Raw genomic sequence first — 20066 nt, forward strand, 5'->3', positions numbered from 1 at the left:
AGGTGCGGGGTTTTTTGCTTTTGTTTTTCTTCCTCTCCCTCTCCCTCTCCCTGAAACTTTCTCACCTTCGCCTTGCAGACTCGACATTCCGATCATTTCTGGGTATCGTTAGCTGTCTGGATGTCTAAACGTTTATACGTATGTTGTGAGGATATAAAGCTATGCCGATTCGGGTGCAGGACGAGCTACCAGCCGTCAATTTCTTGCGTGAAGAAAATGTCTTTGTGATGACGACTTCACGTGCGACAGGTCAGGAAATTCGCCCGCTGAAGGTGCTTATTCTCAATCTGATGCCCAAAAAGATCGAAACAGAAAACCAGTTCCTGCGTCTGCTGTCGAACTCCCCTCTGCAGGTTGATATTCAGCTGCTGCGGATCGACGCCCGTGAGTCTCGCAACACGCCTTCTGAGCACCTGAACAACTTCTACTGCAACTTTGATGACATTCAGGGTGAAAACTTCGACGGACTGATTGTGACCGGCGCGCCGCTGGGCCTGGTGGAATTTAACGATGTCGCTTACTGGCCGCAGATCAAACAGGTGCTGGAATGGGCAAAAGATCACGTCACGTCCACGCTGTTTGTCTGTTGGGCGGTACAAGCCGCACTGAATATTTTGTATGGCATCCCCAAGCAAACCCGCACTGAAAAGCTCTCCGGCGTATACGAACACCATATTCTCCATCCCCATGCGTTGCTGACGCGCGGGTTTGATGATTCTTTCCTGGCCCCGCATTCTCGCTACGCTGACTTCCCGGCCCAGCTGATTCGTGATTACACCGATCTGGAGATCCTGGCCGAAACGGAAGATGGGGACGCTTACCTGTTTGCCAGTAAAGATAAGCGCATTGCCTTTGTGACCGGACATCCTGAGTACGATCCGCACACCCTTGCGTCAGAGTATTTCCGTGATGTTGAAGCGGGTCTTAACCCGGATGTCCCTTACAACTATTTCCCGAAAGACGATCCGCAAAACAAACCGAGAGCGACCTGGCGCAGCCACGGGAATTTGCTTTTTACTAACTGGCTCAACTATTACGTCTACCAGATAACACCATACGATCTGCGTCACATGAATCCAACGCTAGAGTAATCGTCTGCACTAAACGATCCTAAAGCGTTTCAGCTATTCAAATCAGGCACCTTCGGGTGCCTTTTTTATTTCCGAAATGCCACTCATCATTCTTTAAAACTTTAATTTCAATAAAATCAATCAATTAATTGCAATTTATAATTAAAATGGAAATAGTTTTTGATTTTAGAAAAAATAGAGATAGTCTTAATTCTGCTGAGCGAAAACTACCCAACGATCTTTCGTTCGCGTCGGGAGTGTGATTTTGGATCTTTGATGAGGAGCAGAGTAATGACTCAACAGGCAACGACGGTCGATGAACTGGCCTTTACCCAGCCGTATGGCGAGCAAGAACAGCAAGTATTAACGGCAGAAGCGGTAGAATTTCTGACTGAACTGGTGACCCGCTTTACGCCGCAGCGCAATAAGCTGCTGGCGGCACGTATTCATCAGCAGCAGGAAATTGATAACGGCAAGTTGCCTGGTTTTATTTCGGAAACTGCTTCCATTCGTCGTAGCGAGTGGAAAATCCGCGGCATCCCTGAAGATTTACAGGATCGTCGCGTTGAGATCACCGGTCCGGTAGAACGCAAAATGGTGATCAACGCCATGAACGCGAACGTTAAAGTCTTTATGGCCGATTTTGAAGACTCGCTGGCACCGGACTGGCGTAAGGTCATCGAGGGGCAAATCAACCTGCGCGACGCCGTAAACGGCACCATCAGCTATACCAATGAAGCCGGCAAAATATACCAGCTCAAACCGAACCCGGCGGTGCTGATCTGTCGCGTGCGCGGCCTGCACCTGCCCGAAAAACATGTCACCTGGCGTGGAGAAGCCATTCCAGGAAGCCTGTTTGATTTTGCACTCTATTTCTTCCACAACTACAAAGCCCTGCTGGCGAAAGGCAGCGGCCCGTATTTCTACCTGCCTAAAACGCAGGCCTGGCAGGAAGCGGCCTGGTGGAGCGAGGTCTTCAGCTATGCGGAAGATCGTTTCAACCTGCCGCGCGGCACCATCAAAGCCACCCTGCTGATTGAAACGCTGCCCGCCGTATTCCAGATGCATGAAATCCTGCATGCGCTGCGCGACCACATTGTCGGTCTGAACTGTGGACGCTGGGACTATATTTTCAGCTACATCAAAACCCTGAAAAATTATCCCGATCGCGTGCTCCCCGATCGTCAGGTTGTCACCATGGACAAACCGTTCCTGAGCGCCTATTCGCGTCTGCTGATCAAAACCTGCCACAAGCGCGGTGCCTTTGCGATGGGCGGCATGGCAGCCTTTATCCCGAGCAAAGACGCAGAGCGCAACAATCAGGTGCTCAACAAGGTGAAAGCCGACAAAGAGCTTGAAGCACGTAACGGCCACGACGGGACGTGGATCGCCCATCCGGGTTTGGCCGATACGGCGATGGAGGTCTTTAACCGCGTGCTCGGCGACAACAAAAACCAGCTGTTTGTCACCCGTGAAGATGATGCACCAATCGCAGAAGAACAGCTGCTGGCGCCGTGCGCGGGCGAACGGACGGAAGAGGGGATGCGGGCCAACATTCGCGTCGCGGTGCAGTACATCGAAGCGTGGATCTCCGGCAACGGCTGCGTGCCGATCTACGGCCTGATGGAAGATGCTGCGACGGCGGAGATCTCACGTACCTCTATCTGGCAGTGGATCCACCATCAAAAAACGCTCAGCAACGGCAAACCGGTGACCAAGACCCTGTTCCGCCAGATGCTGGCCGAAGAGATGCGGGTGATCCAGGACGAACTGGGCGAACACCGCTTCAGCAGCGGGCGTTTTGACGACGCTGCCCGCCTGATGGAGCAAATCACCACATCAGATGACTTAATCGACTTCCTGACCCTGCCGGGCTACCGCTTCCTGGCGTAACTCACCACATAACAATATGGAGCATCTGCACATGAAAACCCGTACCCAACAAATCGAAGAATTAAAGAAAGAGTGGACACAACCTCGCTGGGAAGGCATCCGCCGCCCGTACAGCGCGGAAGACGTGGTGAAATTACGCGGCTCGGTCAATCCGGAATGTACGCTGGCGCAAAATGGCGCGGCGAAAATGTGGAAGCTGCTGCACGGTGGCTCTAAAAAGGGCTACATCAACAGCCTCGGCGCGCTGACCGGCGGTCAGGCGCTGCAGCAGGCGAAGGCCGGTATTGAGGCTATCTACCTCTCCGGCTGGCAGGTCGCGGCGGACGCCAACCTGGCCTCCAGCATGTACCCGGATCAGTCGCTCTATCCGGCTAACTCCGTGCCGTCGGTCGTGGATCGGATCAACAACACCTTCCGTCGTGCAGATCAGATCCAGTGGGCGGCGGGCATCGAACCTAACGATCCGCGCTTTATTGACTATTTCCTGCCGATCGTTGCAGATGCGGAAGCGGGCTTCGGCGGCGTGCTGAACGCCTTCGAGCTGATGAAATCGATGATTGAGGCCGGTGCAGCGGCCGTTCACTTCGAAGATCAGCTGGCGTCAGTGAAGAAATGCGGACACATGGGCGGTAAGGTGCTCGTTCCGACTCAGGAAGCCGTGCAGAAGCTGGTTGCCGCGCGTCTGGCTGCTGACGTGCTCGGCGTGCCAACGCTGGTCATTGCCCGTACCGATGCGGACGCGGCTGACCTGATCACCTCTGACTGCGATCCGTACGACAGCGAGTTCATCACCGGCGAGCGCACCAGCGAAGGGTTCTATCGCACCCATGCGGGCATTGAGCAGGCGATCAGCCGCGGTCTGGCGTACGCGCCGTACGCGGACCTGGTCTGGTGTGAAACCTCTACGCCGGATCTGGCGCTGGCAAAACGCTTTGCCGACGCCATTCATGCGAAGTACCCGGGCAAACTGCTTGCCTACAACTGCTCGCCGTCCTTCAACTGGCAGAAAAAGCTGGATGACAAAACCATCGCCAGCTTCCAGCAGCAGCTGTCCGACATGGGCTACAAATACCAGTTCATTACGCTGGCAGGCATCCACAGCATGTGGTTCAACATGTTCGACCTGGCGCACGCCTATGCGCAGGGTGAGGGCATGAAGCACTACGTTGAGAAGGTGCAGCAGCCGGAATTTGCGGCGGGGAAAGATGGTTACACCTTCGTCTCACACCAGCAGGAGGTGGGCACCGGCTACTTTGATAATGTGACCACGATTATTCAGGGCGGCACCTCCTCCGTCACCGCCTTAACGGGTTCAACGGAAGAAGCACAGTTCTAATCTTTTCCCCCTCTCCCCCCTGGGGAGAGGGTTGGTGGTGAGGGGGAATATATGTCGCGTGGCCTGGAATTACTGATTGCCCAAACTATTTTGCAGGGCTTCGATGCCCAGTATGGTCGTTTTCTGGAAGTAACCTCCGGCGCCCAGCAGCGCTTCGAACACGCAGACTGGCATGCGGTTCAGCAGGCCATGAAGCAGCGTATCCATCTTTATGACCACCACGTGGGTCTGGTGGTGGAGCAGCTGCGCTGTATTACCGACGGTAAAAGTCCGGACGCGGAATTTTTACTGCGCGTAAAAGAGCATTACACCCATCTGTTACCCGACTACCCGCGCTTCGAGATTGCGGAGAGTTTTTTCAACTCCGTCTATTGCCGGTTATTTGACCACCGCTCATTATCTCCTGAGCGGTTATTTATCTTTAGCTCCCAGCCCGAGCGGCGCTTTCGTACCATTCCGCGTCCGCTGGCGAAAGATTTCTTTCCCGAGCACGGATGGGAAAAGCTCCTGCATCGCGTGCTGACGGATTTGCCGCTGCGTCTGCCCTGGGAGAATAAAGCCCGGGATATCGGGTATATCCACGCCCATCTCAAAGAAGCATTCGGCGCGGAGGTGCTCAGCCACAGCCATTTGCAGGTGGCCAACGAGCTTTTCTACCGCAATAAAGCCGCCTGGCTGGTGGGCAAACTGGTTACGCCGACGGCCATTGTGCCGTTTCTGCTGCCCATTCATCGTACCGACGACGGGGAACTGTTTGTCGATACCTGCCTGACTACCAGCGCCGAGGCCAGCATCGTGTTTGGCTTCGCCCGTTCCTATTTTATGGTGTACGCTCCGCTGCCCGCCGCGCTGGTGGAGTGGCTGCGCGAGATCCTGCCGGGTAAAACCACAGCCGAGCTGTATATGGCCATTGGCTGCCAGAAGCACGCTAAAACGGAAAGCTACCGGGAGTACCTGCGCTATGTCACCACGGCCGATGAGCAGTTCATCGAAGCGCCCGGCATTCGTGGCATGGTGATGCTGGTGTTTACCCTGCCGGGCTTCGACCGGGTCTTTAAGGTGATTAAGGACAGATTCGCGCCGCAGAAAGAGATGACCGCCGCGCACGTCCGCGCCTGCTACCAGCTGGTTAAGGAGCACGACCGCGTCGGGCGCATGGCGGATACTCAGGAATTCGAAAACTTTGTGCTGGATAAGCAGCAGATCGATCCGGCGCTCATGGCGCTTTTACTGCAGGAAGCACCCGCCAAAATCACCGATCTTGGCGATAAAATCGCGATCAGCCATCTCTACATTGAACGTCGCATGGTGCCGCTGAATATCTGGCTGGAGCAGTCCGACGGTCAGGCTTTAAGAGATGCGATTGAAGAGTACGGCAACGCGATTCGCCAGCTTGCCGCCGCCAATATCTTCCCGGGCGATATGCTGTTCAAAAACTTCGGCGTCACCCGTCACGGACGGGTAGTGTTCTACGATTACGACGAAATTTGCTACATGACCGAGGTGAACTTCCGCGATATCCCACCGCCCCGCTACCCGGAAGATGAGCTTTCCAGCGAGCCGTGGTACAGCGTTTCGCCGGGCGATGTGTTTCCCGAAAAGTTTCGACACTGGCTGTGCGCCGATCCGCGCATCGGGCCGCTATTCGAAGAGATGCATGCCGATCTGTTCCGCGCCAGCTACTGGCGGGGACTGCAAACGCGGATCAAAAACGGGCACGTGGAAGATGTGTACGCTTACCGTCGCAAGCAGCGGTTTTGCATCCGGTTTTCAGAGGGCATCATGTAGGCCGGGTAAGGCGAAGCCGCCACCCGGCAATGCATGCTTAACGAATCCCACCGTACGCCAGCGTGACCTCTTTCGCCGCCTTAATCACCAGCGCACCCAACTCAGTGACCCGATCGTCGGTCATACGTGAAATCGGCCCGGAAATAGAGATGGCGGCAAACGGCTCGCGGTGCTCGTCAAAAATGCAGGCTGCGATACAGCGCAGGCCGAGGGCGTGCTCCTCGTCGTCAAACGAATAGCCGCGCTTGCGGGTCAGGGCCAAATCTTCTTTCAGATGCACCGGCGAAACCAGCGTGGCGTGGGTATAAGCATGCAGTCCTTTACGGTGCAGCAGCCCCGTCACCTGCTCCTCGGTCAGCTGCGAGAGGAACGCTTTACCCGCCCCTGAGGCATGCATCGGCAGCTTGCCGCCAATCGGCGCGGACATGCGCATCAGCTGCGTGCATTGCACCTGGTCGATGATAATCGCCTGATGGTCGCTCTGGTCGAGCACGGCCAGATTCACGGTCTCGCCCGACTCTTCCATCAATTTGCGCAGAATCGGGTGCACAATCGCCAGCAGGTTACGGCTCTGCAGGAAGCTGCTGCCCACGATAAACGCATGCGCGCCCACCGCCCAGTGCCCCAGCTCGCCTACCTGGCGGACAAAGCCCAGCTGCTGCATGGTGGTCAGCAGGCGGTGCGTCGTGGAGTTCGGCAGGCCAGCCTGCTGGGCCAGCTCCGTCAGGGCCACTCTGCTGTGCGACTCGGCTATCCACTCCAGCAGCTTCAGACCGCGCGTGAGCGATTGAACCTGTCCACCCTGTTGTGCGGCAGCGGTGGTGGCAGCAGGTTTTCTGCCGCGTTTAGCGGGAACGGTCGCGACCATGACGATCTCCTTTTTCTGTATCGTGGAAATCATTTTCGTTTTATTTGGTGAATTTGCAACCGTTATCCTGACTGATCGGAGGAGTGATAGTGAACATGTCTCATGTTACCGCTGAGCGACTTTTCCACCCTGCGAGATTGTGCCAGTATGGAACGCAGCCTTTTGGCCTTGTTGAGCGTTGTCGGGAGCAAGTGTGAGCAGCAAAGTAGAGCAACTGCGTGCGCAGTTAAATGAACGAATTCTGGTGCTGGACGGCGGCATGGGCACCATGATCCAGGGCTATGGTCTGAGCGAAGGCGATTTCCGCGGCGAACGTTTCGCCGACTGGCCCTGCGACCTGAAAGGGAACAACGACCTGCTGGTGCTCAGCAAGCCGTCCGTGATCAAGGATATTCACAACGCTTACTTCGAAGCGGGTGCGGATATCGTTGAAACCAACACCTTTAACTCGACAACCATCGCCATGGCGGATTACCAGATGGAATCCCTGTCGGCGGAGATCAACTTTGAAGCCGCAAAGCTTGCGCGCGCCTGCGCCGACGAGTGGACGGCCCGCACGCCGGACAAGCCGCGCTACGTTGCCGGGGTGCTTGGCCCAACCAACCGCACCGCGTCGATTTCACCGGACGTCAACGACCCGGCGTTTCGTAATATCACCTTTGACCAGCTGGTTGTTGCCTACCGTGAATCGACCAGAGCGCTGGTGGAAGGCGGTTCCGATCTGATCCTGATTGAAACGGTATTCGACACCCTCAACGCCAAGGCCGCGATTTACGCGGTGAAAGAGGAGTTCGAGGCGCTGGGTGTTGATCTTCCGATCATGATTTCCGGCACCATCACCGATGCCTCCGGCCGTACCCTGTCCGGCCAGACCACCGAAGCGTTTTATAACTCCCTGCGCCACGCCGACGCGCTCTCCTTCGGCCTGAACTGCGCGCTGGGCCCGGACGAGCTGCGCCAGTACGTGCAGGAGCTGTCGCGCATTGCGGAATGCTACGTTACCGCGCACCCGAACGCCGGTCTGCCGAACGCCTTCGGTGAATACGATCTGGATGCCGACACCATGGCGGCACAAATCCGCGAGTGGGCCGAGTCTGGATTTCTCAACATCGTCGGCGGCTGCTGCGGCACCACGCCGGAGCACATCGCCGCCATGAGCAACGCCGTGGCCGGACTGCCGCCGCGCAAGCTGCCCGAGCTGCCGGTTGCCTGTCGCCTCTCGGGCCTTGAGCCGTTAACCATCGGCGACGACAGCCTGTTTGTGAACGTGGGTGAGCGTACCAACGTCACCGGCTCCGCGAAGTTCAAACGCCTGATCAAAGAAGAGAAGTACAGCGAAGCGCTGGATGTTGCCCGCCAGCAGGTTGAGAGCGGCGCGCAGATTATCGATATCAACATGGATGAGGGGATGCTCGACGCCGAAGCGGCGATGGTGCGTTTCCTCAACCTGATTGCCGGTGAGCCGGACATCGCCCGCGTGCCGATCATGATCGACTCCTCCAAATGGGAGGTGATCGAGAAGGGGCTGAAATGCATTCAGGGTAAAGGCATCGTCAACTCCATCTCCATGAAAGAGGGCGTTGATACCTTTATTCATCACGCGAAGCAGGTCCGCCGCTACGGTGCTGCCGTGGTGGTCATGGCCTTTGACGAAGTGGGCCAGGCCGACACTCGCGCGCGTAAAATTGAGATTTGCCGCCGCGCGTACAAAATACTGACCGAAGAGGTAGGCTTCCCGCCGGAAGACATCATCTTTGACCCGAACATCTTCGCCGTGGCGACCGGCATCGAAGAGCACAACAACTACGCCCAGGACTTTATCGGCGCGTGCGAGGACATCAAGCGCGAGCTGCCGCATGCCCTCATCTCCGGCGGCGTATCGAACGTCTCGTTCTCGTTCCGCGGCAACGACCCGGTGCGTGAAGCGATTCACGCCGTGTTCCTCTACTACGCTATCCGCAACGGGATGGACATGGGGATCGTTAACGCCGGCCAGCTGGCGATTTACGACGACCTGCCCGCCGAGCTGCGCGACGCGGTGGAAGACGTGATCCTCAACCGCCGCGACGACGCCACGGAGCGGCTGCTTGACCTGGCAGAAAAATACCGCGGCAGCAAGTCGGATGACGCAGCCAACGTTCAGCAGGCCGAGTGGCGCGCCTGGGACGTGAAAAAACGTCTGGAATATTCGCTGGTAAAAGGCATCACCGAGTTTATCGAGCAGGACACCGAAGAGGCGCGCCAGCAGTCAGCCCGCCCGATTGAGGTCATTGAAGGCCCGCTGATGGACGGCATGAACGTGGTCGGCGATCTGTTTGGCGAAGGCAAGATGTTCCTGCCGCAGGTGGTGAAATCCGCCCGCGTGATGAAGCAGGCCGTGGCGTACCTGGAGCCGTTTATCGAAGCCAGCAAAGAGAAAGGCTCCAGCAACGGCAAAATGGTCATCGCCACCGTGAAGGGCGACGTGCACGACATCGGCAAGAACATCGTCGGCGTGGTGCTGCAGTGCAATAACTACGAGATTATCGACCTTGGCGTGATGGTCCCGGCGGATAAAATCCTCAAGACCGCGCGCGAAGTGAATGCTGACCTGATTGGCCTCTCCGGGCTGATCACCCCGTCGCTGGACGAGATGGTTAACGTGGCGAAGGAGATGGAGCGTCAGGGCTTCACCATTCCGCTGCTGATTGGCGGCGCGACCACCTCCAAGGCGCACACGGCGGTGAAAATCGAGCAGAACTACAGCGGGCCGACGGTCTACGTGCAGAACGCCTCGCGCACGGTGGGCGTGGTCTCCGCGCTGCTCTCTGACACCCAGCGCGACGAGTTTGTTGAGCGCACCCGCAAAGAGTACGAAACCGTTCGCATCCAGCACGGGCGCAAGAAACCGCGCACCCCGCCAGTTTCACTCCAGGCGGCGCGCGATAACGATCTGGCGTTTGACTGGTCGAGCTATACGCCGCCGGTCGCGCATCGCCTGGGCGTTCAGGAGGTCAGTGCCAGCATCGAAACGCTGCGTAACTACATCGACTGGACGCCGTTCTTTATGACCTGGTCGCTCGCGGGCAAATATCCGCGCATCCTGGAAGATGAGGTGGTGGGCGAGGAGGCGAAACGCCTGTTTAACGATGCCAACGACATGCTCGACAGGCTAAGCGCGGAGAAAACCCTCAACCCACGCGGCGTGGTGGGGCTGTTCCCGGCCAACCGCGTGGGCGACGACATCGAAATTTACCGCGATGAAACCCGCACTCACGTGCTGGCGGTCAGCCGCCATCTGCGCCAGCAAACCGAGAAAGTGGGCTTTGCCAACTACTGCCTGGCCGATTTTGTCGCGCCGAAGCTGAGCGGTAAAGCCGACTATATTGGCGCCTTTGCGGTAACCGGCGGTCTGGAAGAAGATGCGCTGGCGGACGCGTTCGAAGCGCAGTACGATGATTACAATAAAATCATGGTGAAAGCGATCGCCGACCGCCTGGCGGAAGCCTTCGCCGAGTACCTGCACGAGCGCGTGCGTAAGGTGCACTGGGGCTACGCGGCGAACGAAAACCTCAGCAACGAGGAGCTGATCCGCGAAAACTACCAGGGGATTCGTCCGGCGCCGGGCTACCCGGCCTGCCCGGAACACACCGAAAAGGGCACGATCTGGCAACTGCTGGACGTCGAAGCCCATACCGGGATGAAGCTCACCGAGTCGTACGCCATGTGGCCGGGCGCGTCCGTCTCCGGCTGGTACTTCAGCCACCCGGACAGCAAGTACTTCGCCGTGGCGCAGCTTCAGCGCGATCAGATTGAAGATTACGCCCTGCGCAAAGGCATGAGCGTGTCAGAAGTAGAGCGCTGGCTGGCACCGAATTTAGGCTACGACGCAGACTAACGTCACTTTTCCTTACAACAAACAGGGCACCTCATGGGTGCCTTGTCTCTTTCTTACGCTTAACCCCTTATACTGAAATAAGGTTCTATCCCTGGCACCCGGTGGCGGTGCGCTTACCGGGCCTGTGCGTAGGTCGGATAAGGCGTCGCCGTCATCAGACATGGCAACGCGCAGGGAACCTCAGGAAAACCGATAAAGATAAGGAGGAAAACCATCCGTGCTGACCCTGTTACATCTGCTCTCTGCAGTCGCACTGCTCGTATGGGGCACCCATATCGTCCGTACCGGCGTGATGCGCGTATTTGGCGCCCGTTTACGTACCGTTCTCAGCAGCAGCGTTGAGAAGAAGCCGCTCGCCTTCTGCGCAGGCATTGGCGTAACGGCACTCGTTCAGAGCAGCAACGCCACAACCCTGCTTGTCACCTCCTTTGTGGCGCAGGATCTGGTGGCGCTGGCCCCGGCGCTGGTGATTGTGCTGGGGGCTGATGTGGGTACCGCGCTGATGGCGCGTATCCTGACCTTCGATCTCTCCTGGCTGTCGCCGCTGCTGATTTTTGTCGGCGTCATCTTCTTCCTCGGCCGCAAACAGACGCGGGCGGGCCAGCTTGGACGCGTGGGGATTGGCCTGGGGCTGATTCTGCTGGCGCTGGAGCTGATTGTGCAGGCGGTCACCCCGATTACCGAGGCCAACGGCGTGCAGGTCATCTTCGCCTCCCTGACCGGGGACATCATGCTGGACGCGCTGATTGGCGCGGTGTTTGCCATCGTCAGCTACTCCAGCCTGGCCGCCGTGCTGCTGACGGCCACGCTCACTGCCGCCGGGGCGATCTCCTTCCCGGTCGCGCTGTGCCTGGTGATCGGTGCCAACCTCGGCTCTGGCCTGCTGGCGATGCTCAATAACAGCGCCGCCAACGCCGCCGCCCGCCGCGTGGCGCTCGGTAGCCTGCTGTTTAAGCTGGTGGGCAGCCTGATTATTCTGCCCTTTATCCATCCGCTGGCGAACCTGATGGATAACCTCCCGCTGCCGAAGGCGGAGCTGGTGATCTACTTCCACGTGTTCTACAACCTGGTGCGCTGCCTGGCGATGGTCCCTTTTGCCGGGTCGATGGCTCGCTTCTGCGAGCGACTCATTCAGGACGAACCGGAGCTGGACGCCCGCCTGAAGCCAAAGCATCTGGATACCTCCGCGCTGGACACCCCGGCGCTGGCGCTGGCGAATGCCGCGCGCGAGACGCTGCGCATGGGCGACGCCATGGAAACCATGCTCGAAGGGCTGCAAAAGGTGATGCACGGCGAGCCGCGAGAGGAGAAAGAGCTGCGCAGACTGGCGGACGATATCAACGTGCTCTATACCGCCATTAAGCTTTACCTGGCCCGCATGCCGCAGGACGAGCTGGCGGAGGAGGAGTCCCGCCGCTGGGCGGAAATCATTGAGATGTCGCTCAACCTTGAGCAGGCCTCCGATATCGTTGAGCGCATGGGCAGCGAGATAGCCGATAAGTCGCTGGCCGCACGCCGGGCGTTCTCCGTTGAAGGCTTAAAAGAGCTTGAAGCGCTGCACGAGCAGTTGGTCAGTAACCTGAAGCTGGCGATGCTGGTCTTCTTTTCCAGCGACGTCCCGAGCGCGCGCCGCCTGCGCCGTAACAAGCATCGATTCCGCATTCTTAACCGCCGCTACTCGCACGCCCACGTTGAGCGTCTGCATCAGCAAAACGTGCAAAGTATCGAAACCAGCTCACTCCACCTGGGACTGCTGGGGGATATGAAGCGCCTCAACTCGTTGTTCTGTGCGGTAGCCTACAGCGTGATGGAACAGCCGGATGAAGATGACCAGCGGGATGAGTATTAATCTCTGAAAGCGCCTCGCAAAACCTTGTTGCGAGGCGTGACACCTTATCAAACGCCATTTACCCTTCAGACCTTACGTTTTTTAGGGAATAGAAAATGCTCGTTTATTACGCTACACTTCGCCAATTCATGCGCATTCCGATGGGGGTTCTCATGCGCACTACTCGTGGCATTAAAAAATCAGTCAACGTGTCGTTAGCACCTGAAATTCTTGAAGAGGCGCGACGGCTTAAGCTTAATCTCTCCGCTGTACTCACGGCTGCACTGCAGGAGCAGTTTCGTGCGCATCAGCGCGCAGAGTGGTTAGCAGAAAATAAAGCGTCTATCGAGGCCATTAACCAGTGGGTTGAGGAAAACGGCTCCTTTAGTGACTTTCAGAGGTCGTTCTGATGGAGCAATATTTTGCTTATGAGAATGAAGGTAAGGGGAAAACTGCCTATCCTTGGCTAATCAATATGCAGCATCCCGTGGCCAATGTGATGAAGCATGTTCTGGTCGCCCCCGCAGTTGAACTTAGCCATCTGGGTGGCATTCAGCCACCTGCGAAAGTGTGCCCTGTCGTTGAGATAGCGGGTAAACCCTGTGTGGTAATGATGCACATGATGGCAGGCATATCGCCAAAAGAGTTAGGCGAGCGTGTCGCCGATCTTACGCAAAACCGTACTTCATTGCGGGATGCACTCGATTTTTTGATCAACGGTTACTAACACTTTTTTGTCAGCCACAAGGTAAGGTATATTTCGCCCTTCACAGGAGAAACTATGCTGCCAACTCAATCAACCCGATTAAACAAATACATTAGCGAGAGCGGGATCTGCTCACGTCGCGAGGCGGACCGTTACATTGAACAAGGTAATGTGTTCCTCAACGGCAAACGCGCCACGATTGGTGACCAGGTGATGCCTGGCGATGTGGTTAAAGTGAATGGTCAGCTCATCGAACCGCGTGATGCCGAAGACCTGGTGTTTATCGCGTTGAACAAACCGGTTGGGATTGTCAGCACCACGGAAGATGGCGAGCGGGACAACATCGTTGATTTCGTGAACCACAGCAGCCGTATCTTCCCGATTGGCCGTCTGGATAAAGACTCTCAGGGGCTGATTTTCCTCACTAACCACGGCGATCTGGTCAATAAGATCCTGCGTGCCGGTAACGATCACGAGAAAGAGTACATTGTGACGGTTAATAAGCCGGTCACGGACGACTTTATTCGCGGTATGGGCGCCGGTGTGCCGATCCTCGGTACCGTTACGAAAAAGTGTAAGGTGAAGAAAGAAGCGCCGTTCGCGTTCCGTATTACCCTTGTGCAGGGCTTAAACCGCCAGATCCGCCGCATGTGCGAATACTTCGGTTATGAAGTGACGAAGCTGGAGCGCACGCGCATCATGAACGTCAGCCTGTCCGGCATTCCGCTGGGCGAATGGCGCGACTTAACGGACGACGAACTGATCGAGCTGTTCAAGCTTATCGAGAACTCCTCGTCCGAAGCGAAGCCGAAGGCCAAAGCAAAACCGAAAACCCAGGCGATTAAGCGTCCGGTCGTGAAGGCACCGCAGGCGGAAGAGAAAGGACGCGGCAAACCGGGCAACGGGAAGCGATTTACCCAGCCTGGCCGTAAAAAGAAAGGACGCTAGCTAGCGCCTTCCACGGGTAGAGGTATTGGCCGACCAGGAAAAGGTCGTTTCAGTATCCGGCTTGTAAGCCTGCTGCTTTTTCAGTTTGCGGGCTTTTTTCGCCTCGGCGTCACGCTGCGCCATCAGTTTGTCGATGTACTCTTTTTTCACCTGATTGGTTTCGGCGTTGCTCAGCGTACGGCCATGCGCGATGCGGGCGCGGTCGAGAAGCGTTTTAAGTTCGCGCTGCTCGGCTTCCGTCATGTCTTTCTGGGTCAAACGTGGTGTCGCCATTGCTGAAGCCTCCTGAGAGAGAGGCTTCAGTGTAAAGCAAGCTGAGTCAATTAACCCTGCTTCACCGCATCTTTTTTCGTTTGTTCCTCAATCGGTTTGCCGGACCAGTAGCCCGCCAGCAGCGAGCCGGAGAGGTTATGCCAGACGGAGAACAGCGCACCCGGCAGGGCCGCCAGCGGTGAGAAGTAGATTTTACCGAGCGCCGCCGCCAGGCCGGAGTTCTGCATCCCTACCTCGATTGCCAGCGTGCGGCAGGTCGATTCGTCGAAGCCAAACAGTTTCCCGCCCCAGTAGCCGCCCAGCAGGCCAATGGTGTTATGCAGCACCACCGCGACGATCACCACAAAGCCTACGGAAGCAATGTGCGAGGCGGAGCCCGCCACCACGGCGCTGATGATGGCCAGAATACAGACCATCGAAAATGCGGGCAGGTATGGCTCAACGGCCTTCACCACGCGCGGGAAAAGATGGTGAATGACCAGCCCCAGCGCAATCGGGATCACCACGATTTGCAGAATGCTCAGCAGCATGCCCATCACGTCCACCTGAATATGCGCATCCACGTACAGGCGGGTTAACAGCGGCGTGGCAATCACGCCCACCAGCGTCGAGACGGACGAGATAGTGACGGAGAGCGCCACGTCGCCTTTCGCCAGATAGATCATGACGTTGGACGCCGTGCCGCTGGCCACGCTGCCCACCAGCACCATCCCGGCGGAAAGGTCGGGCGGCATCTTAAAGGCCATCGCCAGCAGCCACGCCGCGAGCGGCATCACCAGGTAGTGCAGAAATATTCCTGCCGCGACGGGCGCTGGGCGAGACAGCACGCGTTTGAAGTCGTCGGCTTTCAGATGCACGCCCATACCGAACATGATCAACATCAGCAGCGTGGTGACCCATGGACCAATACCGGTGAACGTGGTGGGCGTGTAATACGCGAGTACGGAGAGCAGCAGCGCCCATAACGGGAACAGCCGCGTAATAGCGGATAACATAATGATTTCCTTGCGATGAATGTTGTATGTGTTTGTTATAAAAAGCCGGGATCGAGCCCGGCTATAGTTATTGTTTATCGCGTAAGGAAGTAATATTCAAATGAATTATGACCGGATGCTTTCCCAGCTCAGACTAAAGCGAGCCAGATATTTGCGCAGTCGGTCGGCGTCGTTAGGATTGGCTTTTTTGAGCCGTGAAACGGCAAACAGCTCACGTCCGGCTTCAGACAACGATGCGCTGCGGCGACATACCTCCAGCACCGTTTCAAGTTGCCGCTGGTCAAAGAGGTCAATCTCCATGTCAGTTGCAGGCTGCGTCACGTCAGTTTGCCAGTCGGTCTGAAGCCGGGAAATCTCCTCCAGCACCAGATCCTGAGTAATACGCCCTCGTTCCGCCAGCGTCGCCATGCGTGCGACGCTGGCGCTCAGTTCGCGAAAGTTGCCCCGCCACAGCGCTCTGCTGGAACAGGCAAAGGCCAGATAGCCTTCGCGTGCCTCTTTATCGAAGCGGATTTGCGTCTGGCTTTCGCGAGAGAAACGTTGAAGTTCGTAGTCAACATTCGGCGTGATGTCTTCTTTCCGTTGGGCAAGGCCGGGTAAGGCAAAGCTCCACATATTAATACGGGCATAGAGATCTTCACGAAAACGTCCTTCTGCCACCCACTGGCGCATATCACGGTGGGTTCCGGCGATAAGTTGAAAATCGCTGTGAACTTCTTTATCGGAGCCAAACGGGAAAAAAGTTTTTTCTTCAATGGCTTTGAGCAGCATCGCCTGTTCATCCAGGCCTAGTTCGGCAATCTCGTCGAGGAAAAGGACGCCGCCATCGGCTTCACGCAGCAGGCCGCTGCGCGCCGACAGTGCGCCGGTAAAGGCCCCTTTCACATGGCCGAACAGCGTGGACATAGCGTTATCACCGCGCAGGGTCGCGCAGTTGACGGAAACCAGTTTGCCGGATACCTGATGGCGTGACTGCTTAAGCTGATAAATGCGGTTCGCGAGGAACGACTTGCCCGCGCCGGTGGGGCCGGTCAGCAGGATCGGGGCTGTTGAACGTAGCGCCACGCGTTCAATCTTGTCGATCAGACTGTTAAAGGTGGCGTTTCGCGTCTCAATGCCCGCTTTCAGAAATGAGATTGACTGCTGCTGCTCGCGCTGAAAACGGTTGGTAAGGGTCGTGTAGCGGCTTAAATCCAGGTCGATAATTGAGTAAGTTCCGGCTGCAGTCTCCTCAGCAGAGGCTTCTTTTCTGGCAGGGCCAGTCTGCAAAAGGCTGGCGGGAAGATAGCGTGCTTCCGTCAGCAGGAACCAGCAGATCTGCGCCACATGCGTGCCGGTGGTGATGTGGACGAAATACTCTTCGCGATCGGTATCAAAAGTGTACTGGGTGGCGAAATCGAGAAACGCGGCATAAACCTCTTCGAAATCCCACGGGTCTTCAATGGTTACCGTGCTGGGACGCACCTCGGTGTGGGGGGAAACCAGCACAATATCTTCCGCCAGTTGCTGAGCCATGCCGAGATCTCGCGGTTGATGTAGCAGCTCCAGCCTGTCGACCGGGAAATCCGGCTGTTGGCACAGCCCGACGGTCGGTCGCCATTTGCGAAAGCGATTAGCCCGCTTTCCCCGTTTATCCATCACGGTGCCAAGCACCCCGATCACCACCTTCCGCTTCTTCATGTTTATCCAGAAAGATAATTGTCGATATAGCAGGATAAGAAATGTTGAGCCGAACGGCAATGCATGAAAAGCGTGATAAATAAAAATCATTAATTATCAATAAAATAAAAAAATAAAACGGCGATTTTTGTTTTTGGCACGCTTCTGGCAATACAGATAACGTCACGACGTTGAGCACACTGGGGGTTAAGGCCCCGTCGGCGCACCAGGAACGGCAAGGCTGTTTTCCGGGGGCGTTCCGTCAACCAATGACAGACAGAAGGGTTCGATTCCCGATTCATTCTCCCAATGAAAACTGGTTGTAAACATCAAAGTAAAAACGGGGATTGCGCAGTCAGCAATCCCAATGAAGGTCGCCGGTAATGGCGCCGGATCGCAGGCGAAAAGGCATTCCCCTGTGATTTCGTGCCTGCACCCGCGCCTGACTTTAAGGAATATAAAATGGCTAAAAAAATCACGATAAAAAAAGGTCAGTTAGGACTGGTAGCAAAAGCTGGCGATTATTACCGGGTACTGGAGGCGGGTGAACACCGTCTGGGTTGGTTCAATACTGACGACGTGCTGGTGGTGAGCCAGGACGGCAGCGAGGTACCGGGTGCGCTGGCGGATTATCTGCGCCGCTTTCAGCCTGACTGGGTGGTACGTTACTGCCTTGCGGTAGACCTTACTGCGGATGAAATCGGGGTGTTATCGAACAACGGCGTATTGCAGGAAATTGTGCCGCCTTCGACTCGTCGTCTGTACTGGCAGCAGGATGCGGCGTTGACCCTGCAAAGAATCGATACCCGCGACGTGCGGGTGCCGGTGGACGTGATGAATGCTGCTCTGCAGCCGCGTCGCAATGGCGCGGTAAAAGGGCGTGACGCGATGCTGGTCGTACAGGTACCTGCCTGGCACGTCGGGGTGGTGAAAATCGACGGAGAAATTCAGGCACTGTTACCGCCGGGACTGACGGCTTACTGGAAAATTAACCATCTGGTTGAGGCAGAGGTAGTGGATACGCGCCTTCAGGTGGTGGAAGTGAGCGGGCAGGAGATCCTGACGAAGGACAAAGTTAACCTGCGCCTGAACCTGGCGGCTAACTGGCGCTACAGCGACGTGCTGCAGGCCTGCGGACAGCTTACGAAACCGCTGGAACATTTGTACCGCGAACTCCAGTTCGCACTGCGTGAAGCGGTCGGCACCCGCACGCTCGATGAGTTACTGGAAGATAAGCAGATCATTGACGAGGTGGTCAGCAAACAGGTGCAAGGCCGCCTGTCATCCTTTGGAATGGAAATTGCGTCGCTTGGGGTAAAAGATATTGTTTTACCTGGTGATATGAAAACGATTTTATCCCGTCTGGTAGAGGCTGAAAAATCGGCCCAGGCGAATGTTATTCGCCGACGTGAAGAAACGGCGGCGACACGATCGCTGTTAAACACCGCAAAGGTGATGGAAAACAACCCGGTGGCGCTGCGTTTAAAAGAGCTGGAAACCCTGGAAAGGGTCGCGGAGCGTATCGACAAAATTTCAGTATTTGGTGGCCTGGACCAGGTATTACACGGCCTTGTTAACCTGAAAGGATAACGCAATGCAACAGAATGATTTTGAATTACTGACAGCGCCAAACGGCGCCCCGATCAAAATGTGGACTCACGGTGTGCCCGTGGAGCCAGAGGCACAGGCGCAGTTACTGAATACCGCAAAGATGCCGTTTATTTTCAAACACCTTGCGGTGATGCCCGACGTTCATCTCGGTAAAGGCTCTACCATCGGCAGCGTGATCCCGACCAAAGGGGCAATTATTCCTGCGGCGGTTGGCGTGGATATTGGTTGCGGGATGATTGCCGTTCGCACGTCGCTGGTGGCCGGTGATTTGCCGGATAATCTCAGCGGTTTACGTAGCGCCATTGAACAGGCAGTACCGCATGGGAGAACCAATACCCGTTCTCGACGGGATAAAGGCGCGTGGGAAACGCCACCGAAAGAAGTGGACGATCGCTGGTTGGTGTTGGCCCCACGTTTTAAACAACTCACGGATAAATACCCGCAGTTGCGGAAAACCAACAACTACCAGCATCTGGGCACGCTGGGTACCGGAAACCACTTTATTGAAATTTGCCTCGATGAGCAGCAGCGCGTCTGGGTGATGTTGCACAGCGGCTCGCGCGGCGTAGGAAACGCCATCGGTAATGTGTTTATCGCCCTGGCACAGCAGGATATGCAGCATCACCTGGGACATCTGCCGGATAAAAATCTGGCCTATTTTCAGGAGGGGAGTCGTCACTATGAGGACTACATCGAGGCGGTGGAGTGGGCGCAGGATTTTGCCCGCCACAATCGGGAAGTGATGATGTCGCGCGTGCTGGCGGCGCTCTCTCGCGAAGTGACAAAGCCCTTTATTACGCAGCAGGAGGCGGTTAACTGCCATCACAACTATGTGCAGAAAGAGCATCACTTTGGGGAAGAGGTACTGATCACGCGCAAAGGTGCGGTGTCGGCGCAGAAAGGGCAGATGGGGATTATTCCGGGCTCAATGGGCGCAAAGAGCTTCATCGTGCGTGGCCTCGGCAACGAGCAAAGCTTCTGTTCCTGCAGCCACGGCGCCGGGCGAGTGATGAGCCGAACGGCGGCCAAAAAACGCTATACCCTTAGCGAGCATATTCAGGCGACCTCTCACGTAGAGTGTCGCAAAGACAATGAGGTGATCGATGAAACGCCGATGGCCTATAAAGACATTGATGCCGTGATGGCCGCGCAATCGTCGCTGGTGGAGATCGTTCACACCCTGCGTCAGGTAGTGTGTGTAAAAGGATAAAAAA

15 protein-coding genes are annotated in these 20066 nt (G+C 56.5%); 11 read left to right on the forward strand and 4 right to left on the reverse strand.

The genetic code is table 11. The features are described 5' to 3' along the window. Positions 1-161 precede the first annotated feature (161 nt). From metA to aceK, 4 genes are all read left to right on the forward strand, one after another. Positions 162-1091 (forward strand): homoserine O-acetyltransferase MetA, encoded by a 930-nt coding sequence (gene metA, locus B498_RS00800; RefSeq protein ID WP_008503405.1) that lies wholly within the window; start codon positions 162-164, stop codon positions 1089-1091. 270 nt (positions 1092-1361) lie between these two features. Further along, on the forward strand, positions 1362-2963 hold the full coding sequence (aceB, locus tag B498_RS00795; RefSeq protein ID WP_008503406.1) for a malate synthase A: 1602 nt from the start codon (positions 1362-1364) through the stop codon (positions 2961-2963). A gap of 31 nt (positions 2964-2994) precedes the next feature. Then, a complete protein-coding gene (gene aceA / locus B498_RS00790; protein WP_008503407.1) occupies positions 2995-4299 on the forward strand; it encodes an isocitrate lyase in 1305 nt (434 codons plus the stop codon). Between the two features lie 51 nt (positions 4300-4350). Then, positions 4351-6087, forward strand: coding sequence for a bifunctional isocitrate dehydrogenase kinase/phosphatase (gene aceK / locus B498_RS00785; RefSeq protein WP_008503408.1), 1737 nt, complete (start codon positions 4351-4353; stop codon positions 6085-6087). 37 nt (positions 6088-6124) lie between these two features. Here the strand turns inward: aceK and iclR are convergent, their stop codons facing one another. Continuing rightward, positions 6125-6955, reverse strand: coding sequence for a glyoxylate bypass operon transcriptional repressor IclR (gene iclR, locus B498_RS00780; protein WP_008503409.1), 831 nt, complete (start codon positions 6953-6955; stop codon positions 6125-6127). A gap of 193 nt (positions 6956-7148) precedes the next feature. On the opposite strand from iclR, the gene metH reads away from it, so the two are divergent. From metH to rluF, 5 genes are all read left to right on the forward strand, one after another. Continuing rightward, the gene (gene metH / locus B498_RS00775) at positions 7149-10832 is read left to right on the forward strand and encodes a methionine synthase (protein ID WP_008503410.1); all 3684 of its coding nucleotides are present in this window, start codon (positions 7149-7151) and stop codon (positions 10830-10832) included. 217 nt (positions 10833-11049) lie between these two features. Further along, the gene (locus B498_RS00770) at positions 11050-12681 is read left to right on the forward strand and encodes a Na/Pi cotransporter family protein (RefSeq protein WP_008503411.1); all 1632 of its coding nucleotides are present in this window, start codon (positions 11050-11052) and stop codon (positions 12679-12681) included. A gap of 95 nt (positions 12682-12776) precedes the next feature. Further along, positions 12777-13070 (forward strand): type II toxin-antitoxin system CcdA family antitoxin, encoded by a 294-nt coding sequence (locus B498_RS00765; protein ID WP_008503412.1) that lies wholly within the window; start codon positions 12777-12779, stop codon positions 13068-13070. Next, a complete protein-coding gene (locus tag B498_RS00760; protein WP_008503413.1) occupies positions 13070-13387 on the forward strand; it encodes a CcdB family protein in 318 nt (105 codons plus the stop codon). The genes B498_RS00765 and B498_RS00760 overlap by 1 nt, the downstream gene beginning before the upstream one ends. Before the next feature lie 54 nt (positions 13388-13441). Continuing rightward, positions 13442-14314: a 23S rRNA pseudouridine(2604) synthase RluF gene (gene rluF, locus B498_RS00755; RefSeq protein WP_008503414.1), complete on the forward strand. Its 873-nt coding sequence runs from the start codon at positions 13442-13444 to the stop codon at positions 14312-14314. Here rluF and B498_RS00750 read toward each other — a convergent pair whose 3' ends face one another. From B498_RS00750 to rtcR, 3 genes are all read right to left on the reverse strand, one after another. After that, complete coding sequence (locus B498_RS00750) at positions 14315-14587, reverse strand: DUF3811 domain-containing protein (RefSeq protein ID WP_008503415.1); 273 nt, start codon at positions 14585-14587, stop codon at positions 14315-14317. A gap of 50 nt (positions 14588-14637) precedes the next feature. Further along, positions 14638-15582, reverse strand: coding sequence for a ketopantoate/pantoate/pantothenate transporter PanS (panS, locus tag B498_RS00745; protein ID WP_008503416.1), 945 nt, complete (start codon positions 15580-15582; stop codon positions 14638-14640). A gap of 105 nt (positions 15583-15687) precedes the next feature. Next, positions 15688-17262 (reverse strand): RNA repair transcriptional activator RtcR, encoded by a 1575-nt coding sequence (rtcR, locus tag B498_RS00740; RefSeq protein ID WP_008503417.1) that lies wholly within the window; start codon positions 17260-17262, stop codon positions 15688-15690. Between the two features lie 441 nt (positions 17263-17703). Between rtcR and B498_RS00735 the strand changes: the two genes are divergently transcribed. Beyond that, positions 17704-18831, forward strand: a complete 1128-nt coding sequence (locus B498_RS00735) for a slipin family protein (protein ID WP_008503418.1) — start codon at positions 17704-17706, stop codon at positions 18829-18831. A gap of 4 nt (positions 18832-18835) precedes the next feature. Continuing rightward, positions 18836-20062, forward strand: a complete 1227-nt coding sequence (locus B498_RS00730) for an RtcB family protein (protein WP_008503419.1) — start codon at positions 18836-18838, stop codon at positions 20060-20062. Positions 20063-20066: the final 4 nt, after the last annotated feature.

This window comes from Enterobacter sp. SST3 (genome assembly GCF_000286655.1).
Lineage (GTDB): Bacteria > Pseudomonadota > Gammaproteobacteria > Enterobacterales > Enterobacteriaceae > Enterobacter > Enterobacter roggenkampii.